General features: G+C 62.6%; 21 protein-coding genes. 17 read left to right on the top strand and 4 right to left on the bottom strand.

Annotated elements, in window-relative coordinates; genetic code table 11:
* Positions 1–53 precede the first annotated feature (53 nt).
* Complete coding sequence (gene pap, locus B9A31_RS09420; RefSeq protein ID WP_019096985.1) at positions 54–1,547, top strand: polyphosphate:AMP phosphotransferase; 1,494 nt, start codon at positions 54–56, stop codon at positions 1,545–1,547.
* 75 nt (positions 1,548–1,622) lie between these two features.
* Here pap and B9A31_RS09415 read toward each other — a convergent pair whose 3' ends face one another.
* On the bottom strand, positions 1,623–3,017 hold the full coding sequence (locus tag B9A31_RS09415) for a class II fumarate hydratase (protein WP_019096984.1): 1,395 nt from the start codon (positions 3,015–3,017) through the stop codon (positions 1,623–1,625).
* A gap of 154 nt (positions 3,018–3,171) precedes the next feature.
* Here B9A31_RS09415 and B9A31_RS09410 point away from each other — a divergent pair, with 154 nt between their 5' ends.
* The 7 genes from B9A31_RS09410 (at position 3,172) to B9A31_RS09380 (ending at position 10,903) form a co-directional block, all read left to right on the top strand.
* Complete coding sequence (locus B9A31_RS09410) at positions 3,172–3,696, top strand: DUF2059 domain-containing protein (RefSeq protein WP_003252642.1); 525 nt, start codon at positions 3,172–3,174, stop codon at positions 3,694–3,696.
* 10 nt (positions 3,697–3,706) lie between these two features.
* Positions 3,707–4,003 (top strand): BolA family protein, encoded by a 297-nt coding sequence (locus B9A31_RS09405; RefSeq protein WP_016715010.1) that lies wholly within the window; start codon positions 3,707–3,709, stop codon positions 4,001–4,003.
* A 109-nt stretch (positions 4,004–4,112) separates the two neighbouring features.
* The gene (locus B9A31_RS09400; protein ID WP_016715011.1) at positions 4,113–5,045 is read left to right on the top strand and encodes an oxygen-dependent tRNA uridine(34) hydroxylase TrhO; all 933 of its coding nucleotides are present in this window, start codon (positions 4,113–4,115) and stop codon (positions 5,043–5,045) included.
* Between the two features lie 3 nt (positions 5,046–5,048).
* Entirely contained in the window at positions 5,049–5,681 is a 633-nt protein-coding gene (locus B9A31_RS09395) for a DsbA family protein (RefSeq protein WP_016715012.1), read from the top strand.
* Positions 5,674–7,506 carry an ABC transporter ATP-binding protein gene (locus tag B9A31_RS09390; RefSeq protein WP_019096981.1) on the top strand — a complete coding sequence of 611 codons (1,833 nt, stop codon included), beginning with the start codon at positions 5,674–5,676 and terminating at the stop codon, positions 7,504–7,506. Before B9A31_RS09395 ends, B9A31_RS09390 begins: the two co-directional genes overlap by 8 nt.
* Positions 7,507–7,630: 124 nt before the next feature.
* The gene (locus B9A31_RS09385) at positions 7,631–10,087 is read left to right on the top strand and encodes an EAL domain-containing protein (RefSeq protein WP_025754730.1); all 2,457 of its coding nucleotides are present in this window, start codon (positions 7,631–7,633) and stop codon (positions 10,085–10,087) included.
* Positions 10,088–10,117: 30 nt separating this feature from the next.
* Entirely contained in the window at positions 10,118–10,903 is a 786-nt protein-coding gene (locus tag B9A31_RS09380) for a TenA family transcriptional regulator (protein WP_016715014.1), read from the top strand.
* 56 nt (positions 10,904–10,959) lie between these two features.
* On the opposite strand, the gene B9A31_RS09375 is transcribed toward B9A31_RS09380, so the two are convergent.
* Genes B9A31_RS09375 through ubiG form a run of 3 tightly spaced genes read right to left on the bottom strand, consistent with a single transcriptional unit; the run spans position 10,960 to position 13,102 of the window.
* Positions 10,960–11,700 carry a YciK family oxidoreductase gene (locus tag B9A31_RS09375; RefSeq protein WP_020371284.1) on the bottom strand — a complete coding sequence of 247 codons (741 nt, stop codon included), beginning with the start codon at positions 11,698–11,700 and terminating at the stop codon, positions 10,960–10,962.
* A gap of 29 nt (positions 11,701–11,729) precedes the next feature.
* Complete coding sequence (gene mupP, locus B9A31_RS09370) at positions 11,730–12,401, bottom strand: N-acetylmuramic acid 6-phosphate phosphatase MupP (RefSeq protein WP_025754731.1); 672 nt, start codon at positions 12,399–12,401, stop codon at positions 11,730–11,732.
* Positions 12,402–12,403: 2 nt separating this feature from the next.
* On the bottom strand, positions 12,404–13,102 hold the full coding sequence (gene ubiG / locus B9A31_RS09365; protein ID WP_016715017.1) for a bifunctional 2-polyprenyl-6-hydroxyphenol methylase/3-demethylubiquinol 3-O-methyltransferase UbiG: 699 nt from the start codon (positions 13,100–13,102) through the stop codon (positions 12,404–12,406).
* A 110-nt stretch (positions 13,103–13,212) separates the two neighbouring features.
* Between ubiG and mtnA the strand changes: the two genes are divergently transcribed.
* From mtnA to B9A31_RS09320, 9 genes are all read left to right on the top strand, one after another.
* The gene (gene mtnA, locus B9A31_RS09360; protein WP_084296905.1) at positions 13,213–14,289 is read left to right on the top strand and encodes an S-methyl-5-thioribose-1-phosphate isomerase; all 1,077 of its coding nucleotides are present in this window, start codon (positions 13,213–13,215) and stop codon (positions 14,287–14,289) included.
* 279 nt (positions 14,290–14,568) lie between these two features.
* Positions 14,569–17,334: a DNA gyrase subunit A gene (gyrA, locus tag B9A31_RS09355; RefSeq protein WP_016715019.1), complete on the top strand. Its 2,766-nt coding sequence runs from the start codon at positions 14,569–14,571 to the stop codon at positions 17,332–17,334.
* Positions 17,335–17,538: 204 nt separating this feature from the next.
* On the top strand, positions 17,539–18,624 hold the full coding sequence (gene serC / locus B9A31_RS09350) for a 3-phosphoserine/phosphohydroxythreonine transaminase (protein WP_026020335.1): 1,086 nt from the start codon (positions 17,539–17,541) through the stop codon (positions 18,622–18,624).
* Positions 18,624–19,718 (top strand): prephenate dehydratase, encoded by a 1,095-nt coding sequence (pheA, locus tag B9A31_RS09345; RefSeq protein WP_016715021.1) that lies wholly within the window; start codon positions 18,624–18,626, stop codon positions 19,716–19,718. Before serC ends, pheA begins: the two co-directional genes overlap by 1 nt.
* A 90-nt stretch (positions 19,719–19,808) precedes the next feature.
* Positions 19,809–22,016, top strand: coding sequence for a bifunctional prephenate dehydrogenase/3-phosphoshikimate 1-carboxyvinyltransferase (locus B9A31_RS09340; protein ID WP_025754733.1), 2,208 nt, complete (start codon positions 19,809–19,811; stop codon positions 22,014–22,016).
* Positions 22,013–22,699: a (d)CMP kinase gene (gene cmk / locus B9A31_RS09335; RefSeq protein WP_016715023.1), complete on the top strand. Its 687-nt coding sequence runs from the start codon at positions 22,013–22,015 to the stop codon at positions 22,697–22,699. The genes B9A31_RS09340 and cmk overlap by 4 nt, the downstream gene beginning before the upstream one ends.
* Before the next feature lie 123 nt (positions 22,700–22,822).
* Positions 22,823–24,499 carry a 30S ribosomal protein S1 gene (rpsA, locus tag B9A31_RS09330; protein WP_003252673.1) on the top strand — a complete coding sequence of 559 codons (1,677 nt, stop codon included), beginning with the start codon at positions 22,823–22,825 and terminating at the stop codon, positions 24,497–24,499.
* Positions 24,500–24,812: 313 nt separating this feature from the next.
* Entirely contained in the window at positions 24,813–25,115 is a 303-nt protein-coding gene (gene ihfB / locus B9A31_RS09325; protein WP_016715025.1) for an integration host factor subunit beta, read from the top strand.
* A 19-nt stretch (positions 25,116–25,134) separates the two neighbouring features.
* Positions 25,135–25,398 carry a lipopolysaccharide assembly protein LapA domain-containing protein gene (locus B9A31_RS09320; protein ID WP_016715026.1) on the top strand — a complete coding sequence of 88 codons (264 nt, stop codon included), beginning with the start codon at positions 25,135–25,137 and terminating at the stop codon, positions 25,396–25,398.
* Positions 25,399–25,420 lie beyond the last annotated feature (22 nt).

The following is a 25,420-nucleotide window of genomic DNA, read 5'->3' as shown; positions in this document are numbered from 1 at the left end:
ACAGGCGGCCCACAAATCCGCTAGTCTTGCTTATCCATTGAAGGAGCCAGTGCATGTTTGAATCCGCCGAAATCGGCCACAGCATCGACAAGGAGGCTTACGACGCCGAGGTACCCGCTTTACGCGAGGCCCTGCTCGAAGCCCAGTACGAACTCAAGCAGCAGGCGCGTTTCCCGGTGATCGTGCTGATCAACGGCATCGAAGGTGCCGGCAAGGGTGAGACGGTAAAACTGCTCAACGAGTGGATGGACCCGCGCATGATCGATGTGCTCACCTTCGACCAGCAGACCGACGAAGAGCTGGCTCGCCCGCCGGCCTGGCGCTATTGGCGGGCCTTGCCCCCCAAGGGGCGGATGGGCGTGTTCTTCGGCAACTGGTACAGCCAGATGCTGCAGGGGCGGGTGCACGGGGTATTCAAGGATGCCGTGCTCGACCAGGCCATCATGGGCGCCGAGCGGCTGGAGCAGATGCTGTGCGATGAAGGTGCGCTGATCATCAAGTTCTGGTTCCACCTGTCCAAGAAGCAGATGAAGGCGCGGTTGAAATCGCTCAAGGACGACCCGCTGCACAGCTGGAAGATCAGCCCGCTGGACTGGCAGCAGTCCGAAACCTACGACCGTTTTGTGCGCTTTGGCGAGCGCGTGCTGCGCCGCACCAGCCGCGACTATGCGCCGTGGCATATCATCGAGGGCGTCGACCCGAACTACCGTAGCCTGGCGGTAGGGCGCATCCTGCTGGAAAGCCTGCAAGCCGCGCTGGCCCACAACCCCAAGGGCAAGCACCAGGGCAACGTGGCCCCGCTGGGCCGCAGTATCGACGGCCGCAGCCTGCTGGGCGCCCTGGACATGACCCTGCGGCTGGACAAATCCGACTACCAGGAACAGCTGGTCACCGAACAGGCCCGCCTGGCCGGCCTGCTGCGCGACAAGCACATGCGCAGGCACGCGTTGGTGGCGGTGTTCGAAGGCAACGACGCTGCCGGCAAGGGCGGCGCCATCCGCCGGGTGGCGGCGGCGCTGGACCCGCGCCAGTACCGTATCGTGCCGATTGCCGCACCCACCGAAGAAGAACGCGCGCAGCCTTACCTGTGGCGATTCTGGCGGCATATCCCGGCACGCGGCAAGTTCACCATTTTCGACCGATCCTGGTATGGCCGGGTGCTGGTCGAGCGGGTGGAGGGCTTCTGCAGCCCGGCCGACTGGATGCGCGCCTACAGCGAGATCAACGACTTTGAAGAGCAGTTGGTGAATGCCGGCGTGGTGTTGGTCAAGTTCTGGCTGGCGATTGATCAGCAGACCCAGCTGGAACGTTTCGAGGAGCGTGAGCAGATCCCGTTCAAGCGTTACAAGATCACCGAGGACGACTGGCGCAACCGCGACAAGTGGGACGACTACGTCCAGGCCGTAGGCGACATGGTCGACCGCACCAGCAGCGAGATTGCGCCGTGGACGTTGGTAGAGGCCAACGACAAGCGCTGGGCGCGGGTTAAGGTGTTGCGCACCATCAACCAGGCGCTCGAGGCGGCGTTTGCCAAGGACAAAAAATAGCTGAAGTGCTCGGCTGCCTGTACCGGCCTCTTAGCGGGCAAGCCCGCGAAGAGGCCGGTACAGGTTATAGGTGGTTCAGCCTTTACCACCCGGTGCCAGCATGTTCTCCGGCCTTACCCACTGGTCGAACTGCTCATTGGTCAGGTACTTCAACTCCAGCGCCGCCTCGCGCAAGGTCTTGCCCTCGCTATAAGCCTTCTTGGCAATCTCCGCCGACTTGTCATAGCCAATATGCGGGTTAAGCGCCGTCACCAGCATCAACCCGCGCTCCAGGTGCTCAGCCATCTGCCCGGCATCCGGCTCGATACCCGCCACGCAGTGCTCCTGAAAGTTGCGACAGCCATCCGCCAGCAACTCGATCGACTGCAACAGGTTATGGATGATCACCGGCTTGAACACGTTCAGTTGCAAGTGCCCTTGGCTGGCGGCAAAGCCGATGGCCGCGTCGTTGCCCAGCACCTGGCAGGCCAGCATCGACAGTGCCTCGCACTGGGTAGGGTTGACTTTGCCCGGCATGATCGAGCTGCCGGGTTCGTTGGCTGGCAGGCGCACTTCGGCCAGCCCGGCGCGAGGGCCGGAACCGAGCAGGCGCAGGTCGTTGGCAATTTTCATCAGGGCCACGGCCAGGGTCTTCAGGGCGCCCGCCAGGCTGGTCAGCGGTTCGTGGCCGGCGAGGGCGGCAAACTTGTTTGGCGCAGTGACGAACGGCAGGCCGGACTCCGCCGCCAGTTCGGCAGCGATGGCCTCGGCAAAACCATGCGGTGCATTAAGGCCGGTACCCACGGCGGTGCCGCCCTGGGCCAGCTCACAGACCGCCGGCAGGGTGGCGCGGATGGCTCGCTGGGCGTAATCGAGCTGGGCAACGAAGGCCGAGACTTCCTGGCCGAAGGTGATTGGCGTGGCATCCATCATGTGCGTGCGGCCGGTCTTCACCAGCTTTTGGTGGCGCGCCGACAACTCGGCCAGGCCCGACGACAGTTCGGCGATGGCCGGCAGCAGTTTTTCATGCACTGCCTGGGCGGCAGCAATGTGCATGGCGGTGGGGAAGCAGTCGTTGGAGCTTTGCGAGCGGTTGACGTGGTCGTTGGGGTGCACCGGTGCCTTGCCGCCACGGCCCTTGCCGGCCAGTTCGTTGGCGCGCCCGGCAATCACTTCGTTGACGTTCATGTTGCTCTGGGTGCCGCTGCCGGTTTGCCAGACGACCAACGGAAACTGGTCGTCATGCTGGCCATCCAGCACTTCGTCGGCGGCCTGTTCGATCAGCCGGGCGATGTCGGCCGGCAGGGCGCCATTGCGGTCGTTGACGCGTGCAGCGGCCTTCTTGATCAGCGCCAGGGCGTGCAGCACCGCAAGGGGCATGCGTTCCTTGCCAATGGCGAAGTTGATCAGCGAACGCTGGGTCTGCGCACCCCAATAGGCGTCCTCCGGAACTTCGACCGGGCCCAGGCTGTCTGTCTCGATACGGCTCATTCTGTACGCACTCCTGTGTAGTTCGAATTCGCAGTTTAGGCCCTGAATCGACAGAGCGGTTCCGTCGCTCGTCGTGCCACTTGAGCACATCGCCACCACGGCGCAGAATGCTCTACTCTGAGGTACCCGCCTCCCTCTCTTTGAAGGAAATGCAATGACCCGTCTCCGTGTCCTTTGTGCCGCCGTTGCCCTGGTTTGCGCCAGCGGCCAGGTGCTCGCTGCCACCGCCAGCCATAACGCTGCTGCCGAGAAGTTCCTGACCCTGGCCAACGCCGACAAGCTGGGCACCCCGGTTTATATGCAAGTGCAGCAGATGTTCGCCCAGCGCTTCGCCCAGACCAAGGCCCCGGCCGCCAAGCAGCCGGTACTGGAAAGCTATCAGGCCAAGGCCAACGCCGCACTGGACAACGCCATCGGCTGGAACAAGCTGAAGCCGAAGATGGTCGACCTGTACACCCAGACGTTCACCGAGCAGGAACTGAAAGACCTGGTCAAGTTCTACGAATCGCCGCTCGGCAAGAAAGTGCTGCGTGAAATGCCCAAGGTCACCCAGCAGTCGGCCCAGCTGACCCAGCAGAGCCTGGAACCCGCAGTACCGGTGGTGAACAAGCTGCTGGAAGACATGACCAAAGAGCTGGACCCGAACGCGGGCAAGGCCGCCGCTCCGGCGAAGAAGTGAGTACGCCGCAATGACCATGCAGCAGCGCATTGAACAGCAACTGGCGGCCCTGGCGCCGGAACACCTGCAAGTGCTCAACGAAAGCCACATGCACAGTCGTGGTCAGGAGACCCACTACAAGGCAGTGATCGTCAGCGAGCAGTTTGCCGGGTTGAACAGCGTCAAGCGCCACCAGAAGGTGTACGCCACCATGGGTGAGCTGATGGGCGAAATTCACGCCCTGGCCATCCATACCTACACCGCCGAAGAGTGGGCCAAGGTCGGCGTTGCACCGGCCTCGCCGGTGTGTGCGGGCGGCGGGCACTGAAACCTTTCTGTCGTTCTGGTAGAATTCGCAACGCGCCGCTTGTCGGCGCGTTTTTATTTGTCAACCCGGTCCGCCCCTTACGAGGGCAACCACCTGGAGAACCTGCTTCATGTCTCAAGCCATCGTCGTCGCGGCGCTGTACAAGTTCGTCACCCTGGAAGACTACGTCGAGCTGCGTGAGCCGCTGCTCAAGGCCATGCTCGACAACAACGTCAAAGGCACCCTGCTGCTGGCCCACGAGGGCATCAACGGCACCGTGTCGGCCACCCGCGAAGGCATCGATGGCCTGCTGGCCTGGCTGCGCAACGACCCGCGCCTGGTCGATGTCGACCACAAAGAGTCGTACTGCGACGAACAGCCGTTCTACCGCACCAAGGTCAAGCTCAAGAAAGAAATCGTCACCCTCGGCGTGCCAGGCGTAGACCCCAACCAGGCGGTCGGCACCTATGTCGAGCCCAAGGACTGGAACGCCCTGATCAGCGACCCGGAAGTGCTGCTGATCGACACCCGCAACGACTACGAAGTGGCCATTGGTACCTTCAAAGGTGCCATCGACCCCAAGACCGAGACCTTCCGCGAGTTCCCGGAGTACATCAAGGCCAACTTCGACCCGAGCAAGCACAAGAAGGTGGCCATGTTCTGCACCGGCGGCATCCGTTGCGAAAAAGCCTCCAGCTACATGCTCGGTGAAGGCTTCGAGGCGGTCTATCATCTTAAGGGCGGTATCCTGAAATACTTCGAGGAAGTGCCTCAGGAAGAAAGCCTGTGGGACGGCGACTGCTTCGTCTTCGACAACCGCGTCACGGTGCGCCATGACCTGAGCGAAGGCGAGTACGACCAGTGCCACGCCTGCCGCCACCCGATCAATGCAGAGGAGCGCGCGTCCGAGCACTATTCGCCAGGGGTCAGCTGCCCGCATTGCTGGGACACCTTGAGCGAAAAGACCCGGCGCAGTGCCATCGATCGGCAGAAGCAGATCGAGCTGGCCAAGGCCCGCAACCTGCCGCACCCGATCGGTTACAACTACAAAGCCGAGGCTTGAGGCATGTCTGCACGCCTGATCTATGTGATGGACCCGATGTGCTCCTGGTGCTGGGGTTTCGCGCCAGTGGCGGCGGCCCTGATCGCCCAGGCGCGTGAGGCCGGTATCGCCACCCGTCTGGTGGTGGGCGGGCTGCGCACGGGTGGCAGTGCGCTGGACAGCTCTACCCGCAAGTACATCCTCGAACACTGGCAGGCGGTGGCCGACGCCACCGGCCAGCCGTTCCGCTTCGAGGGGGCCATGCCCGACGGCTTCGTCTACGACACCGAACCGGCCTGCCGTGCCCTGGTCACGGCCCGCGAGCTGGACGCCGAGCGCGTCTGGCCGCTGCTGGCGCTGATTCAGCGTTCGTTCTACGAGCAGGGCGTGGATGTGACCACCGCGCCGCAGCTGGTCGAGCTGGCCGAGCAGGCGGGCTTCGACCGTGCCGTGTTCGCCGAAACCTTCGCCCGTGCCGATACCCGTGCGGCCACTGCGGCCGACTTCAGCTGGGCACAGGACCTGGGTATCGCCGGTTTCCCGACCTTGCTGGCCGAGCGCAACGGCCAACTGGCCCTGCTGACCAACGGCTACCAGCCGCTGGAGCGCCTGCAACCCTTGCTCGGCCGTTGGCTGCAGCAGGCCGCCTGTGCTTGATGCGCCTGGGTCACCCGACCCGGTACCGGGCAAGCCATACACTGCGGCCGATCGACTGAGCTGGGCGGAAATCCGCCGTCTGGCCCTGCACCACAAGCAAAACCTCTGGTCCGCCAACCTCATCGCTGTGCTGGCGGCGTGTTGCAGCGTGCCCATTCCGCTGCTGCTGCCGCTGCTGGTGGATGAAGTGCTGCTGGGCCATGGCGATGCCGCGCTGAAGTGGATGAACCACCTGCTGCCGTCCAGCTGGCAGGTGGCAGCCGGCTACATCGGCCTGATGCTGGTGCTCACCCTGTGCCTGCGCCTGGCGGCGCTGGCGTTCAACGTGATCCAGGCCAAGCTGTTTGCCGGCTTGGCCAAGGACATCGTCTACCGCCTGCGAATTCGCCTTATAGAGCGGCTCAAGCGCATTTCGCTGAAAGAATACGAAAGCCTGGGCAGCGGCACGGTAACCACTCACCTGGTCACCGACCTGGACACCCTCGACAAGTTCGTGGGCGAAACCCTCAGCCGTTTCCTGGTGGCCATGCTGACGTTGACCGGCACGGCGGCAATCCTGATCTGGATGCACTGGCAGCTGGCGTTGCTGATCTTGCTGTTCAACCCGCTGGTGATCTACTTCACCGTGCAGCTGGGCAAGCGCGTCAAACACCTGAAAAAGCTCGAAAACGACAGCACCGCGCGTTTTACCCAGGCGCTGGCGGAAACGCTCGATGCCATCCAGGAAATCCGTGCCGGCAACCGCCAGGGCTACTTCCTGGGCCGCCTTGGCCTGCGTGCCCGCGAAGTGCGCGACTACGCTGTGGATTCGCAGTGGAAAAGCGATGCCAGTGGCCGTGCCAGTGGCCTGCTGTTCCAGTTCGGCATCGACATTTTCCGGGCAGCCGCCATGCTCACCGTGCTGTTCTCCGACTTGTCGATCGGCCAGATGCTGGCGGTGTTCAGCTACCTGTGGTTCATGATCGGCCCGGTCGAACAGCTGCTCAACCTGCAATACGCCTACTATGCCGCTGGCGGTGCGCTGAGCCGCCTCAACGAGCTGCTGGCGCGTGCTGACGAGCCGCAGTACCCTGCCGCCTGCGACCCGTTCGTCGGGCGTGACACGGTGGGTATAGAGGTGCGCGACTTGCGTTTTGCCTATGCCGACGAGCCAGTGCTGGATAACCTGGACCTGTCCATCGCCCCGGGTGAAAAGGTAGCGATTGTCGGTGCCAGTGGCGGCGGCAAAAGCACCTTGGTGCAACTGTTGCTGGGCCTCTATAGCGCCCAGGCCGGTACCATCCGCTTTGGGGGGGCCAGCCTGCAGGAAATCGGCCTGGAAACCCTGCGTGAAAACGTGGCGGTGGTGTTGCAGCACCCGTCACTGTTCAACGACACCGTACGCGCCAACCTGAACATGGGCCGCGACTGCAGCGACGACGCCTGCTGGCAAGCGCTGCGCATCGCTCAGCTGGATGCCACCGTTGCGGCCTTGCCGCAGGGCCTGGACAGTGTGGTGGGGCGTTCCGGCGTGCGCTTGTCCGGCGGCCAGCGTCAGCGCCTGGCCATCGCCCGCATGGTGTTGGCCGAGCCCAAGGTGGTGATCCTCGACGAGGCCACCTCGGCGCTGGACGCTGCCACCGAGTACAACCTGCATCAGGCATTGGCGCGCTTCCTCAGCGGCCGTACCACGCTGATCATCGCCCACCGCCTGTCGGCCGTGAAACAGGCCGACCGGGTGCTGGTATTCGATGGTGGGCATGTCGCCGAAGAGGGTGGCCACCAGCAACTGATTGCCGAGGGTGGGTTATACGCCAAGCTTTATGGGCACCTGCAGCAAAGCTGACGTTCAAACTGTACAAATCCCCCGATTCCCTGTCATAAAAATCCCCTCCACAACGATGGCAAATGGCCTACGCTGTGCTTGTCTGGGTTGATTTGCGCCTTATCTGCTCTGTGACAGGGAATCCATGAAGGGACATCGCACTCTAGAAGCGCCAAAGTTGCTCGGCATCACCTGGCCCTTCATCGCCGTTGTGGTCTTCCAGGTAGCGTTGGGCAGCCTCAGCCTTTATACGCTGTCGGCCGTGCGCGCCTATGTCGCGGGCGAAAGCCTGTGGTCCAAGGCCCAGAAAGACGCCATTTACTACCTTAACCTGTACGCCGAAACCCGCGACGACAGCACCTATCAGCGCTATCGCCAAGCCATTACCGTGCCGCAGGGTGACCACCAGTTGCGCGAGGTGCTCGACCAGCCCAGCCCTGATCTGGATGCGGCGCGCCGGGCGGTGCTGCAGGGTGGCAACCACCCCGACGATGTCGAGCGGATCATCTGGTTCTACCGCAATTTCCGCAACATCAGCTATATGCAGACAGCCATCGACTACTGGGACATTGGCGACGATTACCTGGCCAAGCTCGATGTGCTGGCTGGCGAGATGCGCCAGAGCTTTGCCACCGGCCCGGTAGACGCCCAGGCAGTGAGTGCCTGGAAGGCCCGTATCGTCACCATCAACGAGGGTGTCACACCCGCCGCCAAGGCGTTCAGTGATGCGCTGGGTGAAGGCTCGCGCATGCTGTTGCGGGTGCTGCTGATCACCAACCTGCTGACGGCCATGTTTCTCATTGCTATCGCGTGGCGCCGCTCCAGCAAGCTGCTGGCCCAGCGCCAAGCCTTCGCCAGTGCCCTGCAGGAGGAAAAGGAGCGGGCACAGATCACCCTGCAGGCCATTGGTGATGCGGTGATCACCACGGATGTGGAGGGCAGTATCGGCTACATGAACCCGGCCGCCGAGCAACTGACCCACTGGCAGTCTGGTCAGGCCCAGGGCCTGCCGTTGTCAGCGCTGTTCAGCTTGGTAGACGAGCAGGCTGAAGAAGATGGCAGCAGCCTGGTCGAGCAGGTGCTTAGCGGTAGCCTCAAGGGCGGCGCGGAGCATGCCCGGCTGATTCAGCGCCTGGATGGCAGCACCGTGTCGATCAACCTGGTAGGCTCGCCCATCGTCAGCGATGGCCAGGTCAGCGGCATCGTACTGGTACTGCATGACATGACCCAGGAACGCCAGTACATCGCCAACCTGTCCTGGCAGGCCACCCACGATGCCCTGACCGGCCTGGCCAACCGCCGCGAGTTCGAGTACCGCCTGGAGCAGGCGCTCAATGACCTGGCGCGCCAGGCTGGGCGGCATTCGCTGATGTTCCTTGACCTCGACCAGTTCAAGCTGGTGAACGACACCTGCGGCCACGCCGCCGGTGACGAGCTGCTGCGGCACATCTGCGCCGTGCTGCAATCCGGCCTGCGTGAAGGCGATACCCTGGCGCGGCTGGGGGGTGACGAATTTGGCGTGCTCCTGGAAAACTGCCCGCCCGACCAGGCCGAGCGCATTGCCGAACAGTTACGCCAGATGGTGCAGAGCCTGCATTTCGTGTGGAAGGGACGGCCGTTCGTCACCACGGTCAGTGTTGGCCTGGTGCACATGGCCCAGGCCCCCGGTACCCTCGAAACCTCGCTGCGCGCTGCCGACATGGCCTGCTACATGGCCAAGGAAAAGGGGCGCAACCGCGTGCAGGTGTACCACGCCGATGACAGTGAGCTGTCCATGCGCTTTGGTGAAATGGCCTGGATCCAGCGCTTGCATGTGGCCCTGGAAGAAAACCGCTTCTGCCTGTACGCCCAGGAAATTGCCCCGCTGAAAACGTTCGAAGGCCCGGGCCATATCGAAATCCTGCTGCGCCTGCACGACGAAAGTGGCCGTACCATTCTGCCCAGCAGCTTCATTCCGGCAGCCGAGCGCTATGGCCTGATGACCGCGCTGGACCGCTGGGTGGTGCGCAATGTGTTCCAGGTCATCCGCCAATGCCTGGACGAACGGCGTGAAGGGCCGCTGTCGATCTGCGCGATCAACCTGTCAGGGTCGAGCATCGGCGATGACAAGTTTCTCGAGTACCTGCAGCGGCTCTTTGTCGAATACGCCATCCCGCCACGGATGATCTGTTTCGAAATCACCGAAACCAGCGCCATTGCCAACCTGGGTAGCGCCATCCGCTTCATCAACGAGTTGAAGGGGCTGGGCTGCCGCTTCTCGCTCGATGATTTTTGCGCTGGCATGTCTTCGTTCGCCTACCTCAAGCATTTACCCGTGGATTTCCTGAAAATTGACGGCAGTTTCGTCAAGGACATGCTCGACGACCCGGTCAACCGGGCCATGGTCGAGGTCATCAACCATATCGGCCATGTCATGGGGAAACGCACCATCGCCGAGTTCGTCGAAACACCCTTGATCGAGCAGGCCCTACAGGAAATAGGCGTGGATTACGCCCAGGGTTACCTGATCGAACGCCCGCAGGTGTTCACCTGTGACAGTCTGCAGCGCCAACGGATCGCCGCCCGGCCTCTGTTGCAGCGCGCACCTGGCACGTTTCGCTAGCTAGAAATCACAAGGATCAAGGAGCTGAAAGTGATTGATGCATTCGTTCGTATCGGGCCTTTGATGGACCCCGCCAGCTACCCACAGTGGGCCCAGCAACTGATTGAAGACTGTCGCGAAAGCAAGCGCCGAGTGGTCGAGCACGAGTTCTATGCGCGCCTGCGCGATGGCCAGCTCAAGCAGTCGACCATTCGCCAGTACCTGATCGGTGGCTGGCCGGTGGTGGAGCAGTTTTCGCTGTACATGGCCCACAACCTGACCAAGACCCGTTATGGGCGGCACCAGGGCGAAGACATGGCGCGGCGCTGGTTGATGCGCAATATCCGGGTTGAGCTGAACCACGCCGACTACTGGGTGAACTGGTGTCAGGCGCATGGCGTGCACCTGCATGAGTTGCAGGCCCAGGAAGTGCCGCCCGAGCTGAACGGGTTGAACGACTGGTGCTGGCGCGTGTGCGCTACCGAGAACCTGGCCATTTCCATGGCGGCGACCAACTACGCCATCGAGGGGGCTACCGGGGAGTGGTCTGCGGTGGTGTGCTCGACCGACACCTATGCACTGGGCTTCCCGGAGGACCAGCGCAAGCGGGCGATGAAGTGGCTGAAGATGCATGCCCAGTATGACGATGCGCACCCGTGGGAGGCGCTGGAGATCATCTGTACCCTGGCGGGCGAGAACCCGACGCTGGGGCTGCGCACCGAGCTGCGCAGGGCGATTTGCAAGAGTTACGACTGCATGTTCCTGTTCCTGGAAAGGTGCATGCAACTGGAAGGGCGCCAGCAGGGCCGCCTGCGCCCGGCGTTGGCAGCGGGCTGATCTGCTTTCCTGTACCGGCCTCTTCGCGGGCAAGCCCGCGAGAGGCCGGTACAGGTTTATTGGGCGTTGAACGCCTGCCCATTCACCCCGGTGCTGTCCGGCCCCATCAGGTACAGGTACACCGGCATGATCTCTTCGGGCAGCGGGTTGTTCTGCGGGTTCTCGCTGGGGTAGGCCTGGGCGCGCATCGCCGTGCGCGTGGCGCCCGGGTTGATGCTGTTGGAGCGTACCGGCGCCACGCCTTCCAGCTCGTCGGCCAAGGTCTGCATCAGGCCCTCTGTGGCGAACTTCGACACGCCATAGGCACCCCAGTAGGCCCGGCCCTTGCGCCCGACGCTGCTGCTGGTGAACACCACCGAGGCGTCTTGCGACAGTTTCAATAGCGGCAGCAGGGTGCTGGTGAGCATGAAGGTGGCATCGACGTTGATGTGCATCACGCGCATGAAGTTGTCGCCCGACAACTGCTCCAGCGGCGTGCGCGGGCCGATGATCGAGGCATTGTTCAGCAGGCCGTCCAGGCGGCCGAACTGATCCTCGATCATCACCGCCAGCTCGTCGTACTGGTGGGGCAGGGCGGTTTCCAGGTTGAACGGGATGACCACCGGTTGCGGGTGCCCGGCGGCTTCGATCTGGTCGTAGACCTCGTTCAGGTTGGCCTCGGTCTTGCCCAGCAGCAGCACGGTGGCGCCCAGTGCGGCGTAGGCCTTGGCGGCCGCGGCACCGATGCCGCGGCCGGCACCGGTAACCAGGATGACCCGGCCTTGCAGCAGGTCGGGGCGGGCGGTGTAGTCGAACATGGTAGGTCCTTCGTGTTCGTTGGCGGGGGTCAGCAGCCGCACAGCGCGCTGTCGATCACTTTGCGCAGTTCCAGCGGGTGGTCCACCACCACGTCGGCACCCCAGTTGTTAGGGTTGTCCTCTGGATGAATATAGCCGTAACGCACCGCCGCCGTGCGGGTGCCGGCGTCGCGGCCAGACTCGATGTCGCGCAGGTCGTCACCGACGAACAGCACGCTGGCCGGGTCCAGGTCCAGGGTCTTGCAGGCCAGGATCAGCGGCTCGGGGTCGGGCTTGCTGTTTTTTACATGGTCCGGGCAGATCAGCAAGGCCGAACGCTCGGCCAGGCCCAGCTGCTGCATGATCGGCTCGGCGAAACGCACCGGCTTGTTGGTGACCACGCCCCACACCAGGTTGCCTTTCTCGATGTCGGCCAGCAACTCGGCCATGCCGTCGAACAGCTTGCTGTGCACCGCGCAGTCGCGCTGGTAGCGCTCCAGGAACTCCAGGCGCAGGGCCTCGAAGCCTTCGGCATCCGGGTCCATGGTAAACGTGGCGGCTACCATGGCGCGGGCACCGCCCGAGATCACGCCACGGATCAGGTTGTCGTCAACGGCCGGCAGGCCGCGCTCGGCGAGCATGGCCTGGCAGATGGCGATGAAGTCTGGCGCCGTGTCCAGCAAGGTGCCGTCCATGTCGAAGAGTACTGCTCGCAAACGCATGCTCATTCCTCGCGCAGGGTCTGGATCATGTAGTTGACGTCGACGTCGCTGTTGAGCTTGTAGTGCTTGGTCAGCGGGTTGTAGGTCAGGCCGATGATGTCTTTGACTTCGAGGCCGGCAGCGCGGCTCCACGCGCCCAGTTCGGATGGGCGGATGAACTTCTTGAAGTCGTGGGTGCCGCGCGGCAGCATCTTAAGGATGTACTCGGCGCCGACGATGGCCAGCAGGTAGGCCTTGGGGTTGCGGTTGATGGTGGAGAAGAACACCTGGCCACCCGGCTTGACCATGCGGTAGCAGGCGCGAATCACCGAAGACGGGTCGGGCACGTGCTCGAGCATTTCCAGGCAGGTGACCACGTCGAACTGTTCGGGCATTTCTTCGGCCAGGGCTTCGGCGGTAATCTGCCGGTATTCCACCTGCACGCCGGACTCCAGCTGGTGCAGTTGGGCCACGGCCAAGGGGGCTTCGCCCATGTCGATACCGGTTACCGTGGCACCGCGCAGGGCCATGGCTTCGCTGAGGATGCCGCCGCCGCAGCCGACGTCCAGCACCTTCTTGCCGGCCAGGCTGGCGCGTTCGTCGATCCAGTTGACGCGCAGCGGGTTGATTTCGTGCAGCGGCTTGAACTCGCTTTCGCGGTCCCACCAGCGGTGGGCCAGCGCTTCGAACTTGGCGATTTCGGCGCGGTCGACGTTGCTCATTGAACAGTCCTCTGAAACTTCGCAAAATTGCGCCGGAGTATACCCGAGCGCTCGGCCCCGAGGGTCGCTATAATCGCCGGCTTTTGATATCCGAACGACGGGGAGAGGCGATGCGCGAGCGACTTTTGGCGGCGGAGAAGGTGACCGGGATCCGCTGGCAGGGCGGCGTCTTGCACCTGCTCGACCAGCGCCTGCTGCCCTCGGATGAACGCTGGCTGGCCTGCGACAATGTCGCGCAGGTGGCGGCGGCGATCCGTGACATGGCGGTGCGCGGCGCTTCGGCCATCGGCATTGCCGCCGCTTACGGCCTGGTGCTGGCCCTTGAGGAGCGGCTGGCCGAAGGTGGCGATTGGGAAATGGACCTTGAAGAGGACTTCCTCTGCCTCGCCGAGGCGCGTCCCACCGCCGCCAACCTGTTCTGGGCGCTGAACCGCATGCGCGAGCGCCTGCAGCGTCTGCGCCCGTATGAAGATGTGCTGGCAGCACTGGAGGCCGAAGCCGTGGCCATCCATGAAAGCGACCGTGAAGCCAACCTGACCATGGCTCAGCAAGGCATCGAACTGATTCGCCGTCACCAGGGCAATGCCCAGACCCTGCTCACCTATGGCAATGCCGGTGCGCTGGCCAGCGGCGGCTTTGGTACCGCGTTGGGGGTGATCCGCGCCGGCTACCTCGAAGGCATGGTCGAGCGGGTGTATGCCGGCGAAACCCGCCCCTGGCTGCAAGGCTCGCGCCTGACCGCCTGGGAGCTGGCCAACGAAGGCATCCCGGTCACCCTGTGCGCCGACTCGGCGCTGGCGCACCTGATGAAGACCAAAGACATCACCTGGGTGGTGGTGGGCGCGGACTGCATCGCTGCCAACGGCGACGTGGCCAGCAAGATCGGCACCTACCAGCTGGCGGTCAGCGCCATGCACCACGGTGTGCGCTTCATGGTGGTGGCGCCGAGCACCAGCATCGACCTGAACCTGGCCACTGGCGAGGATATTCCGCTGGAAGAGCGCGCGTCCGACGAACTGCTGGACATTGCCGGTACCCGGGTGGCGCCGGATGTGGAGGTGTTCAATCCGGTGTTCGACGTGACCCCGGCCGACCTGATCGATGTGATCGTGACCGAGCGAGGCATTGTCGAACGCCCTGATACCGCCAAACTGGCGCAGTTGATGTGCCGCAAGCGGTTGCATTGAGCTGGAGATCGAGCGCCGCGCGGGCGGCGCTCGATCTCTCAAACACCGAAAAACTAAAGGCAAGCACCCCCGTGCCACATCTCCCCACCGCCCCCGCCTTTGTGATAACATCCGGCAGTTTCCAGGACCGCCCATCACGGCGGCCTTCATTGCGCAGATCCATGGCACAACTCATTGATTTGTCGTAAGTCGTCGCACCCTTATGCGCTGCGGCGGCGAGCTTCGTTCGGCCCTTGATGGAGCTGCGAAGTTTCACCAGAAAAAGGAATCAGGCTTCTCATGGGCGAACTGGCCAAAGAAATCCTCCCGGTCAATATCGAAGACGAACTGAGACAGTCTTACCTCGACTACGCGATGAGCGTGATTGTCGGGCGAGCGCTGCCCGATGCGCGTGACGGCTTGAAGCCCGTGCATCGTCGCGTTCTCTATGCGATGAGCGAACTGGGCAACGACTGGAACAAGCCGTACAAGAAATCCGCCCGTGTGGTCGGTGACGTGATCGGTAAGTACCACCCGCACGGCGACACTGCGGTCTACGACACCATCGTGCGTATGGCCCAGCCGTTCTCGCTGCGCTACCTGCTGGTCGACGGCCAGGGCAACTTCGGTTCGGTGGACGGCGACAACGCCGCAGCCATGCGATACACCGAAGTGCGCATGACCAAGCTGGCCCACGAGCTGCTGGCCGACCTGCACAAAGAAACCGTCGACTGGGTGCCCAACTACGACGGCACCGAGCAGATCCCGGCGGTCATGCCGACCCGTATTCCCAACCTGCTGGTCAACGGCTCCAGCGGTATCGCCGTGGGCATGGCGACCAACATCCCGCCGCACAACCTCGGTGAAGTCATCGACGGCTGCCTGGCGCTGATCGACAACCCGGAAGTCACCATCGATGAGCTGATGCAGCACATCCCGGGCCCGGATTTCCCGACTGCCGGCATCATCAATGGTCGCCAAGGCATCATCGAGGCCTATCGTACCGGCCGTGGCCGCATCTACATGCGTGCCCGTTCCGAAATCGAAGACATCGACAAGGTCGGCGGCCGCCAGCAGATCGTCGTGACCGAGTTGCCGTACCAGCTGAACAAGGCGCGCCTGATCGAAAAGATCGCCGAGCTGGTAAAAGAGAAGAAGATCGAAGGCATCACCGAGCTGCGCGACGAGTCCGACAAGGACGGCATGCGCATCGTCATCGAGCTGCGTCGCGGCGAGGTGCCGGAGGTGGTGCTCAACAACCTCTATCAGCAAACCCAGCTGCAGAGTGTGTTCGGTATCAACGTGGTGGCCCTGGTCGACGGCCGTCCGCGCCTGCTCAACCTCAAGGACCTGCTCGAAGCGTTCGTCCGTCACCGCCGTGAAGTGGTGACCCGGCGTACCGTGTTCGAGCTGCGCAAGGCCCGCGAACGCGGCCACATCCTTGAAGGCCAGGCGGTCGCGCTGTCCAACATCGACCCGGTCATCGCCCTGATCAAGGCCTCGCCGACGCCGTCCGAAGCCAAGGAAGCCCTGGTTTCCACGCCGTGGGAATCCAGTGCCGTGCAGGTCATGGTCGAGCGCGCCGGCGCCGATTCCTGCCGCCCTGAAGACCTGCCAGAGCAATACGGCCTGCATGACGGCAAGTACTTCCTGTCGCCAGAGCAGGCCCAGGCCATTCTCGACCTGCGCCTGCACCGCCTGACCGGCCTTGAGCACGAGAAGCTGCTGGCCGAGTACCAGGAAATCCTCGAGCAGATCGGCGAGCTGATCCGCATCCTCAGCAGCGCCGAGCGCCTGATGGAAGTGATCCGCGAAGAGCTGGAAGCCATCCGTGCCGAATACGGCGATGCCCGGCGTACCGAAATTCTCGATGCGCGCCACGACCTCAGCTACGGCGACATGATCCCGGAAGAAGAGCGTGTGGTCACCATCTCCCACGGCGGCTACGCCAAGACCCAGCCGCTGTCCGCCTACCAGGCCCAGCGCCGTGGCGGCAAAGGCAAGTCGGCTACCGGGGTGAAGGACGAGGACTACATCGAGCACCTGCTGGTCGCCAACAGCCACGCTACCTTGTTGCTGTTCTCCAGCAAGGGCAAGGTGTACTGGCTGAAAACCTACGACATCCCTGAAGCGTCCCGCGCTGCCCGTGGTCGCCCGCTCGTCAACCTGCTGCCGCTGGAGGAGGGTGAGCGCATCACCGCCATGCTGCAGATCGACCTCGAGGCCCTGCAGCAGAGCGCTGGCGCCGAAGAAGAGCTGGACGAGGCGGAAGATGCCGTACTCGAAGGCGAAGTGGTCGAGGCCGAGGAAGTCGACGAAGAAGACGGCGATACCCCTGAGTGGGTGGCCGAGCCGACTGGCGCCTACATCTTCATGGCCACCGCTTCGGGTACCGTGAAGAAGACCCCACTGGTGCAGTTCGCCCGTCCGCGCTCCAACGGCCTGATTGCCCTCAAGCTGAAAGAAGGTGACACCCTGATCGCTGCCGCCATTACTGACGGCGCCAAGGAAGTCATGATGTTCTCCGACGCCGGCAAGGTGATCCGCTTCGCTGAAAGCGTGGTGCGCGAAATGGGCCGTAACGCCCGTGGCGTACGCGGCATGAAGCTGGGCAAGGGGCAGCAGATCATTTCCATGCTGATCCCGGAATCGGGTGCGCAGATCCTGACTGCCTCCGAGCGTGGCTTCGGCAAACGCACCCCGCTGTCCAAGTTCCCGCGTCGCGGCCGCGGTGGCCAGGGCGTGATCGCCATGGGTACCAAAGGGCGCAACGGTCTGCTGATCGGCGCCATCCAGGTGCAGGAAGGCGAAGAGATCATGCTGATCTCCGACCAGGGTACGCTGGTGCGTACACGGGTAGGTGAGGTGTCCAGCCTGGGCCGTAACACCCAGGGCGTGACCTTGATCAAGCTGGCTACCGACGAGACGTTGGTGGGCCTGGAGCGTATCCAGGAGCCTTCCGAGGACGAACTCGATGATGTGATCGAGACGGACGAAGAGGGCGTCGAGGCTGAGGCGCCAGACAACGAAGAAGCTGCTGGCGCCGAAGAGGCCCCGCAGGAGTAAGCAAGCGTAAACCCGAGCGGGGCGACCAAGGTCGCCCCGTTTGACTGAATAGGCCGGGCATTGCCTGGCCCTGTGGGAGCGGGCTTGCCCGCGAATGAGGCGCCGCGTTGTATGGCACCGGCTTCGCCGGTGTTCGCGGGCAAGCCCGCTCCCACAGGGTTCCCGCAGAACTAGCTGTTTAGATCTATTAGAGCGAGAGTGGATGTGAGCAAACGAGCCTTTAACTTCTGCGCAGGCCCTGCCGCGCTTCCTGACGCTGTTTTGCAGCGCGCCCAGGCCGAAATGCTGGACTGGAACGGCAAGGGCTTGTCGGTGATGGAAATGAGCCATCGCAGCGACGACTACGTGGCCATCGCCGAAAAGGCCGAGCAGGACCTGCGTGACCTGCTGTCCGTCCCCTCCAACTACAAGGTGCTGTTCCTGCAGGGCGGCGCCAGCCAGCAGTTCGCTGAAATCCCGCTGAACCTGTTGCCGGAAAACGGCACTGCCGACTACATCGAAACCGGCATCTGGTCGAAAAAAGCCATCGAAGAAGCGCGCCGCTTCGGCAATGTCAACGTCGCCGCCAGCGCCAAGCCTTACGACTACCTGGCGATCCCGGGCCAGAACGAGTGGAACCTGACCAAAAACGCCGCCTACGTGCACTATGCATCCAACGAGACCATCGGTGGCCTGCAGTTTGACTGGGTGCCGGAAACCGGTGACGTCCCGCTGGTGGTCGATATGTCGTCCGACATCCTCTCGCGCCCCATCGACGTGTCCCAGTACGGCCTGATCTACGCCGGTGCGCAGAAGAACATCGGCCCGAGTGGCCTGGTGGTGGTGATCGTGCGTGAAGACCTGCTGGGGCATGCCCGCAGCAGCTGCCCGACCATGCTCGACTACAAGGTTTCAGCTGACAACGGCTCGATGTACAACACCCCGGCCACTTACTCCTGGTACCTCTCGGGCCTGGTCTTCGAGTGGCTGAAAGAGCAGGGGGGCGTCGACGCCATGGAGCAGCGCAACCGCGCCAAGAAAGAGCGTCTGTATGGCTTCATCGACAACAGCGATTTCTACACCAACCCGATCAGCCACAACGCCCGTTCGTGGATGAACGTGCCGTTCCGCTTGGCTGACGAGCGCCTGGACAAGGCCTTCCTTGCCGGTGCCGATGCCCGTGGCCTGCTCAACCTCAAAGGCCACCGCTCGGTGGGCGGCATGCGCGCTTCCATCTACAACGCCCTGGGCCTGGAAGCAGTGGAAGCGCTGGTGGGCTACATGGCTGAATTCGAGAAGGAGCACGGCTGATGTCCGAACAGGAGCTCAAGGCGCTGCGCGTACGCATCGACAGCCTCGACGAGAAAATCCTCGAGCTGATCAGCGACCGCGCCCGTTGCGCCGAAGAAGTGGCCCGGGTCAAGACCGCCTCGCTGAAAGAAGGCGAGAAGCCGGTGTTCTACCGCCCTGAGCGTGAGGCTGCGGTGCTCAAGCGCGTGATGGAGCGCAACAAAGGCCCGCTGGGCAACGAAGAGATGGCGCGGCTGTTCCGCGAAATCATGTCCTCGTGCCTGGCCCTGGAAGAACCGCTGAAAATCGCCTATCTCGGCCCTGAGGGTACTTTCACCCAGGCGGCGGCCATGAAGCACTTTGGTCACGCGGTGATCAGCCGCCCGATGGCAGCCATCGACGAAGTGTTCCGTGAAGTGGCGGCCGGTGCTGTCAATTTCGGCGTGGTGCCGGTGGAAAACTCCACCGAAGGCGCTGTCAGCCATACCCTGGACAGCTTCCTTGAGCACGACATGGTGATTTGCGGCGAGGTCGAGCTGCGTATCCACCACCACCTGCTGGTGGGCGAAAATACCAAGACCGACAGCATCACCCGTATCTACTCCCACGCTCAGTCGCTGGCCCAGTGCCGCAAGTGGCTGGACGCGCACTACCCGAACGTGGAGCGCGTCGCTGTATCGAGCAATGCCGAGGCCGCCAAGCGCGTCAAGGGTGAGTGGAATTCGGCGGCGATCGCCGGTGATATGGCAGCCAACCTGTATGGTCTGACTCGCCTGGCCGAGAAGATCGAAGACCGCCCGGACAACTCCACGCGCTTCCTGATGATCGGTAACCAGGAAGTGCCGCCGACGGGCGACGACAAGACTTCGATCATCGTTTCGATGAGCAACAAGCCCGGTGCCTTGCACGAGCTGCTGGTGCCGTTCCACCAGAACGGCATCGACCTGACCCGCATCGAGACCCGCCCGTCGCGCAGCGGCAAGTGGACCTACGTGTTCTTCATCGACTTCGTTGGCCACCACCGCGACCCGCTGATCAAAGCGGTGCTGGAGCAGATCAGCCAGGAGGCTGTGGCGCTGAAGGTGCTGGGCTCTTATCCGAAGGCGGTGCTTTGATTCAAGGCCCCATAGGGTCCAGCAGGCTGTCTTGATTTCTGAACAGGGTTCGCACCAGTGGTAAATGCAGCAAAAACCAAACCCGCACCCATCATCAACCGCCTGGTCGTGGTCGGTCTCGGCCTGATCGGCGGCTCTTTCGCCAAGGGCCTGCGTGAAAGCGGCCTGTGCCGCGAAGTGGTCGGTGTCGACCTGGATGCCCCTTCGCGCAAGCAGGCTGTGGCCCTGGGCGTGGTCGATCGCTGCGAAGAAGACCTCGCTGCCGCTTGCGTGGGTGCCGATGTGATCCAGCTGGCCGTGCCGATCCTGGCCATGGAAAAAGTGCTGGCCCGCCTGGCCCGGCTCGACCTGGGTGACGCGATCATCACCGATGTCGGTAGCGCCAAGGGCAATGTCGTCCGTGAGGCGCGCGTCGTCTTCGGGCAGCGCTTGCCGCGCTTCGTCCCCGGCCACCCCATCGCCGGTTCCGAGCAGAGCGGGGTAGAGGCCTCCAACGCTGCCCTGTTCCGCCGTCACAAGGTCATCCTCACGCCGCTGGCCGAAACCGATCCTGCCGCGCTAGCGCTGGTCGACCGCCTGTGGCGTGCGCTGGATGCTGATGTGGAGCACATGTCGGTCGAGCGCCATGATGAAGTGCTGGCAGCCACCAGTCACTTGCCGCACTTGCTGGCCTTTGGCTTGGTCGACTCGTTGGCCAAACGCAATGAAAACCTCGAGATCTTCCGGTACGCTGCGGGAGGTTTCCGCGATTTCACAAGAATCGCTGGCAGCGACCCGACCATGTGGCACGACATCTTCCTCGCCAACCGCGACGCTGTCTTGCGCACGCTAGATACATATCGCAGCGATCTCGACGCCTTGCGCGACGCGATCGCTGAAGGGGACGGGCACCAGCTGCTGGGTGTATTCACCCGCGCACGGGTTGCCCGCGAGCATTTCAGTAAAATCCTGGCCCGCCGGGCCTATGTGGACGCTATGAACGCCAACGATCTGATTTTCCTGGCCCAACCGGGTGGCCGCCTGAACGGGCGTATTCGTGTACCGGGCGACAAGTCGATTTCCCATCGCTCGATCATGCTCGGCTCGCTGGCCGAAGGCACCACCGAAGTCGAAGGCTTCCTCGAAGGTGAAGACGCGCTGGCGACCCTGCAGGCATTCCGTGACATGGGTGTGGTCATCGAGGGCCCCAACCACGGTCGCGTGACCATTCACGGCGTTGGCCTGCACGGCCTCAAGCCACCACCCGGGCCGCTCTATGTAGGTAACTCCGGCACCTCGATGCGCCTGCTGTCGGGCCTGCTGGCCGGCCAGCCGTTCGACGTCACCATGACAGGCGACGCTTCGCTGTCCAAGCGCCCGATGAACCGTGTGGCCAACCCGCTGCGCGAAATGGGCGCCGTGGTCGAGACAGGTCCGGAAGGCCGCCCACCGCTGACCATTCGCGGTGGTAGCAAGCTCAAGGCATTGACCTACACGCTGCCGATGGCCAGCGCCCAGGTCAAATCGTGCCTGTTGCTGGCCGGCCTGTACGCCGAAGGCAAGACCACCGTCACCGAGCCTGCGCCAACCCGTGACCACACTGAGCGGATGCTGCGCGGCTTTGGCTATGCGGTCGAGTCGAACGGCCCGGTTGCCTCGCTGCAGTCCGGTGGCAAACTCACCGCTACCCGCATCGAAGTGCCGGCGGACATTTCCTCGGCAGCGTTCTTCCTGGTGGCAGCTTCGATCGCTGAAGGCTCCGAGCTGGTGCTGGAGCACGTAGGCATCAACCCGACCCGTACCGGCGTGATCGACATCCTGCGCCTGATGGGCGGCGACATTACCCTGGAAAACCAGCGTGAAGTCGGCGGCGAGCCGGTGGCTGATCTGCGTGTGCGTGGTGCCAAGCTCAAGGGCATTGATATCCCGGAAGAACTGGTACCGCTGGCCATCGACGAGTTCCCGGTGCTGTTCGTGGCCGCCGCCTGCGCCGAAGGGCGTACCGTGCTGCGTGGCGCCGAAGAGCTGCGGGTGAAGGAATCCGACCGTATCCAGGTGATGGCTGACGGCCTGATCACCCTGGGCATCCAGTGTGAACCGACCCCGGATGGCATCATCATCGACGGTGGCCAGTTGGGCGGTGGCGAAGTGCATGGCCACGGTGACCACCGCATTGCCATGGCTTTCAGCGTGGCCTCGCTGCGCGCCAGCGCGCCCATCCGCATCCATGACTGCGCCAACGTCGCCACCTCGTTCCCCAACTTCCTGGCGCTGTGTGCCGAAGTGGGTATCCGCGTGGCGGAAGAGGGCAAGTCGTGAATTCGCTGGCGCCGGTTATCACCATCGACGGGCCTAGCGGCTCGGGCAAGGGCACGGTCGCCGGCCTGCTGGCTCGCGAGCTGGGCTGGAAGCTGCTGGATTCGGGTGCGCTGTACCGCTTGCTGGCGTTCAACGCCAGTAATCACGGTGTCGACCTCACCAACGAAGAGCTGCTTACCAAGCTTGCCGCCCATCTGGATGTGCAGTTCATCGCCGCCGAGCCCGGTAAGCTGCAACAGATCATCCTTGAGGGTGAAGACGTCAGTAACGTCATCCGTACCGAAACGGTAGGTGCGGGTGCGTCGATGGTGGCTTCGCTGCCGGCGGTGCGTGATGCCCTGCTGGTGCGTCAGCGTGAGTTCCGCGAGGCGCCGGGCCTGATCGCCGACGGTCGCGACATGGGCACCGTGGTGTTCCCCGACGCGCCGTTGAAGGTCTTCCTTACCGCCAGCGCGGAGGAGCGCGCACGTCGTCGCTACCTGCAGTTGAAGGGCAAGGGTGAAGATGTTAGTCTGTCGAGTCTGCTGGATGAGATTCGTGCGCGTGATGAACGCGACACCCAACGTGCAGTGGCCCCGCTGAAACCAGCGGTCGATGCCATTCAGTTGGACTCTACCGAGTTGTCCATCGAGCAGGTGTTGCAACGTATCAGGAGCGAGATCGCCCAGCGCGACCTCCTCTGATAGCCAGGAGAGCAGGCAGGGGCACCAGTCAACGTCCTGCCGGCTTTCCTTTACTTAAAACAGACCCACATTGTCTGGAATGTGGCGAGGGCGTTTGTTTCGCCCGAATTTACAGGAATTAAAATGAGCGAAAGCTTTGCAGAACTCTTTGAAGAAAGCCTGAAAACCCTCAATCTTCAGCCGGGTGCGATCATCACCGGTATCGTTGTCGACATCGACGGCGACTGGGTTACCGTACACGCTGGCCTGAAGTCCGAGGGCGTCATCCCGCTCGAGCAGTTCTACAACGAAGCTGGCGAGCTGACCATCAAGGTCGGTGACGAAGTGCACGTTGCGCTGGACGCGGTCGAAGACGGCTTTGGCGAAACCAAACTGTCCCGTGAAAAAGCCAAGCGCGCCGAGTGCTGGATTGTTCTGGAAGCAGCTTTCGCCGCCGAAGAAGTGGTCAAGGGCGTTATCAACGGTAAGGTTAAGGGCGGCTTCACTGTCGACGTTAACGGCATCCGTGCGTTCCTGCCGGGCTCCCTGGTTGATGTCCGCCCAGTGCGCGACACCACCCACCTGGAAGGCAAAGAGCTGGAATTCAAGGTCATCAAGCTGGACCAGAAGCGCAACAACGTTGTCGTTTCCCGTCGCAGCGTGCTGGAAGCCGAGAACTCCGCCGAGCGCGAAGCCCTGCTGGAAACCCTGCAGGAAGGCCAGCAAGTCAAAGGTATCGTCAAGAACCTCACCGACTACGGCGCATTCGTGGACCTGGGCGGTATCGACGGCCTGCTGCACATCACCGACATGGCCTGGAAGCGCATCAAGCACCCATCGGAAATCGTTAACGTTGGCGACGAAGTCGACGTACGCGTTCTGAAGTTCGACCGCGAGCGCAACCGCGTTTCGCTGGGTCTGAAGCAAATGGGCGAAGATCCGTGGGTAGCTATCACTGCCCGTTACCCAGAAGGTACTCGCGTACAAGCTCGCGTTACCAACCTGACCGACTACGGCTGCTTCGCTGAGCTGGAAGAAGGCGTTGAAGGTCTGGTACACGTTTCCGAAATGGACTGGACCAACAAGAACATCCACCCGTCGAAAGTCGTTCAGGTTGGCGACGAAGTGGAAGTCATGGTTCTGGACATCGACGAAGAGCGTCGTCGTATCTCCCTGGGTATCAAGCAGTGCAAGTCCAACCCATGGGAAGACTTCTCCGGCCAGTTCAACAAGGGTGACAAGATCACCGGTACCATCAAGTCGATCACCGACTTCGGTATCTTCATCGGCCTGGACGGCGGCATTGACGGCCTGGTTCACCTGTCCGACATCTCCTGGAACGAAACCGGCGAAGAAGCCGTACGTCGTTTCAAGAAGGGCGACGAGCTGGAAACCGTCATCCTGTCGGTCGACCCAGAGCGCGAGCGCATCTCCCTGGGCATCAAGCAGCTGGAAGACGATCCGTTCTCCAACTTCGTTGCTGTCAATGACAAGGGCGCTATCGTCAAGGGCATCGTGAAAGAAGTTGACGCCAAAGGCGCCATCGTCACTCTGGCCGACGACATCGAAGCCACTCTGAAAGCTTCCGAAATCAGCCGTGACCGCGTTGAAGACGCGCGTAACGTTCTGAAGGAAGGCGAAGAGATCGAAGCCAAGATCATCAGCGTTGACCGCAAGTCCCGCGTTATCAGCCTGTCGATCAAATCGAAAGACGACGCTGAAGAGCGCGAAGCCATCCAGAGCCTGAAAAACGCTCCGGAAGCGGCTGCCGACACCACCATGGCTGCGCTGCTGCGCGAAGCAATGGCCAAGCAGAACTGAGTTCTGTTTGATCGGTAAAAAAGGGCGACCCTCGGGTCGCCCTTTTTTTGGAGTTGGTTTTGTTTTGTGGTGTTCGCCGTTGGCTTTGCGGTGTTGCGCAAATCGAGCGCCGCCCGCGCGGGCGGCGCTCGATTGCCGCTCCAACACAAATGTATCGCCGGACACCTAAAAGCTCCCGCCGGCTAGACCATTCTTGCAAAACTTCAATCTTGAATTTTTTTATTAAGTCAAGAACCACCCTGTTCAAATCCTTCCCGGCGTGCTACAAACTGGTTGAGCAATGATCTAGCTGCTTGATAACGAAGGGAAAAATATGACGAAGTCGGAGCTGATCGAACGTATTGTCACCCATCAAGGGCTGCTCTCGTCCAAGGACGTGGAGCTGGCCATCAAGACCATGCTTGAGCAGATGTCACAATGCCTTGCTACCGGCGATCGCATCGAGATCCGCGGTTTTGGCAGCTTCTCGCTGCACTATCGTGCCCCCCGCGTGGGCCGTAACCCGAAGACCGGTCAGTCGGTCAGCCTCGAAGGCAAGTTCGTGCCGCACTTCAAGCCCGGCAAAGAGTTGCGCGATCGGGTCAATGAAGACGAGCATGATGAGGTTCATACCTGATCCCTCAAGGAGCAATCTGATGCGTAACCTCAAGCGCGCCCTGGCGGCGGTATTCGTGCTGCTGTTGGCGGCCGTGGTGCTGTTCTTCGTGCTGGAAAACCAGCAAACCGTGTCGTTGGTCCTGTTCGGCTGGGCTGCTCCGGCAATGCCGGTTGCCGTGCTGGTGTTGGCCGCGTTGGTGATTGGCCTGGCAGTCGGGCCATTGTTGGGTGCCTACGGCGTGCAGCGCAGCAAGCGCAAGATCAGGGCGTCTGCCCGGCAGGCGGCACTGAGCGGTAACTAGGGAAATTTCCTACGCTCGCTTA

The organism is Pseudomonas sp. URIL14HWK12:I5, assembly GCF_900176445.1.
In the GTDB taxonomy this organism is placed as follows: domain Bacteria; phylum Pseudomonadota; class Gammaproteobacteria; order Pseudomonadales; family Pseudomonadaceae; genus Aquipseudomonas; species Aquipseudomonas monteilii.
The sequence above is the reverse complement of the archived record's forward strand: the minus strand, read 5'-3'. Positions and strand labels throughout refer to the sequence as shown.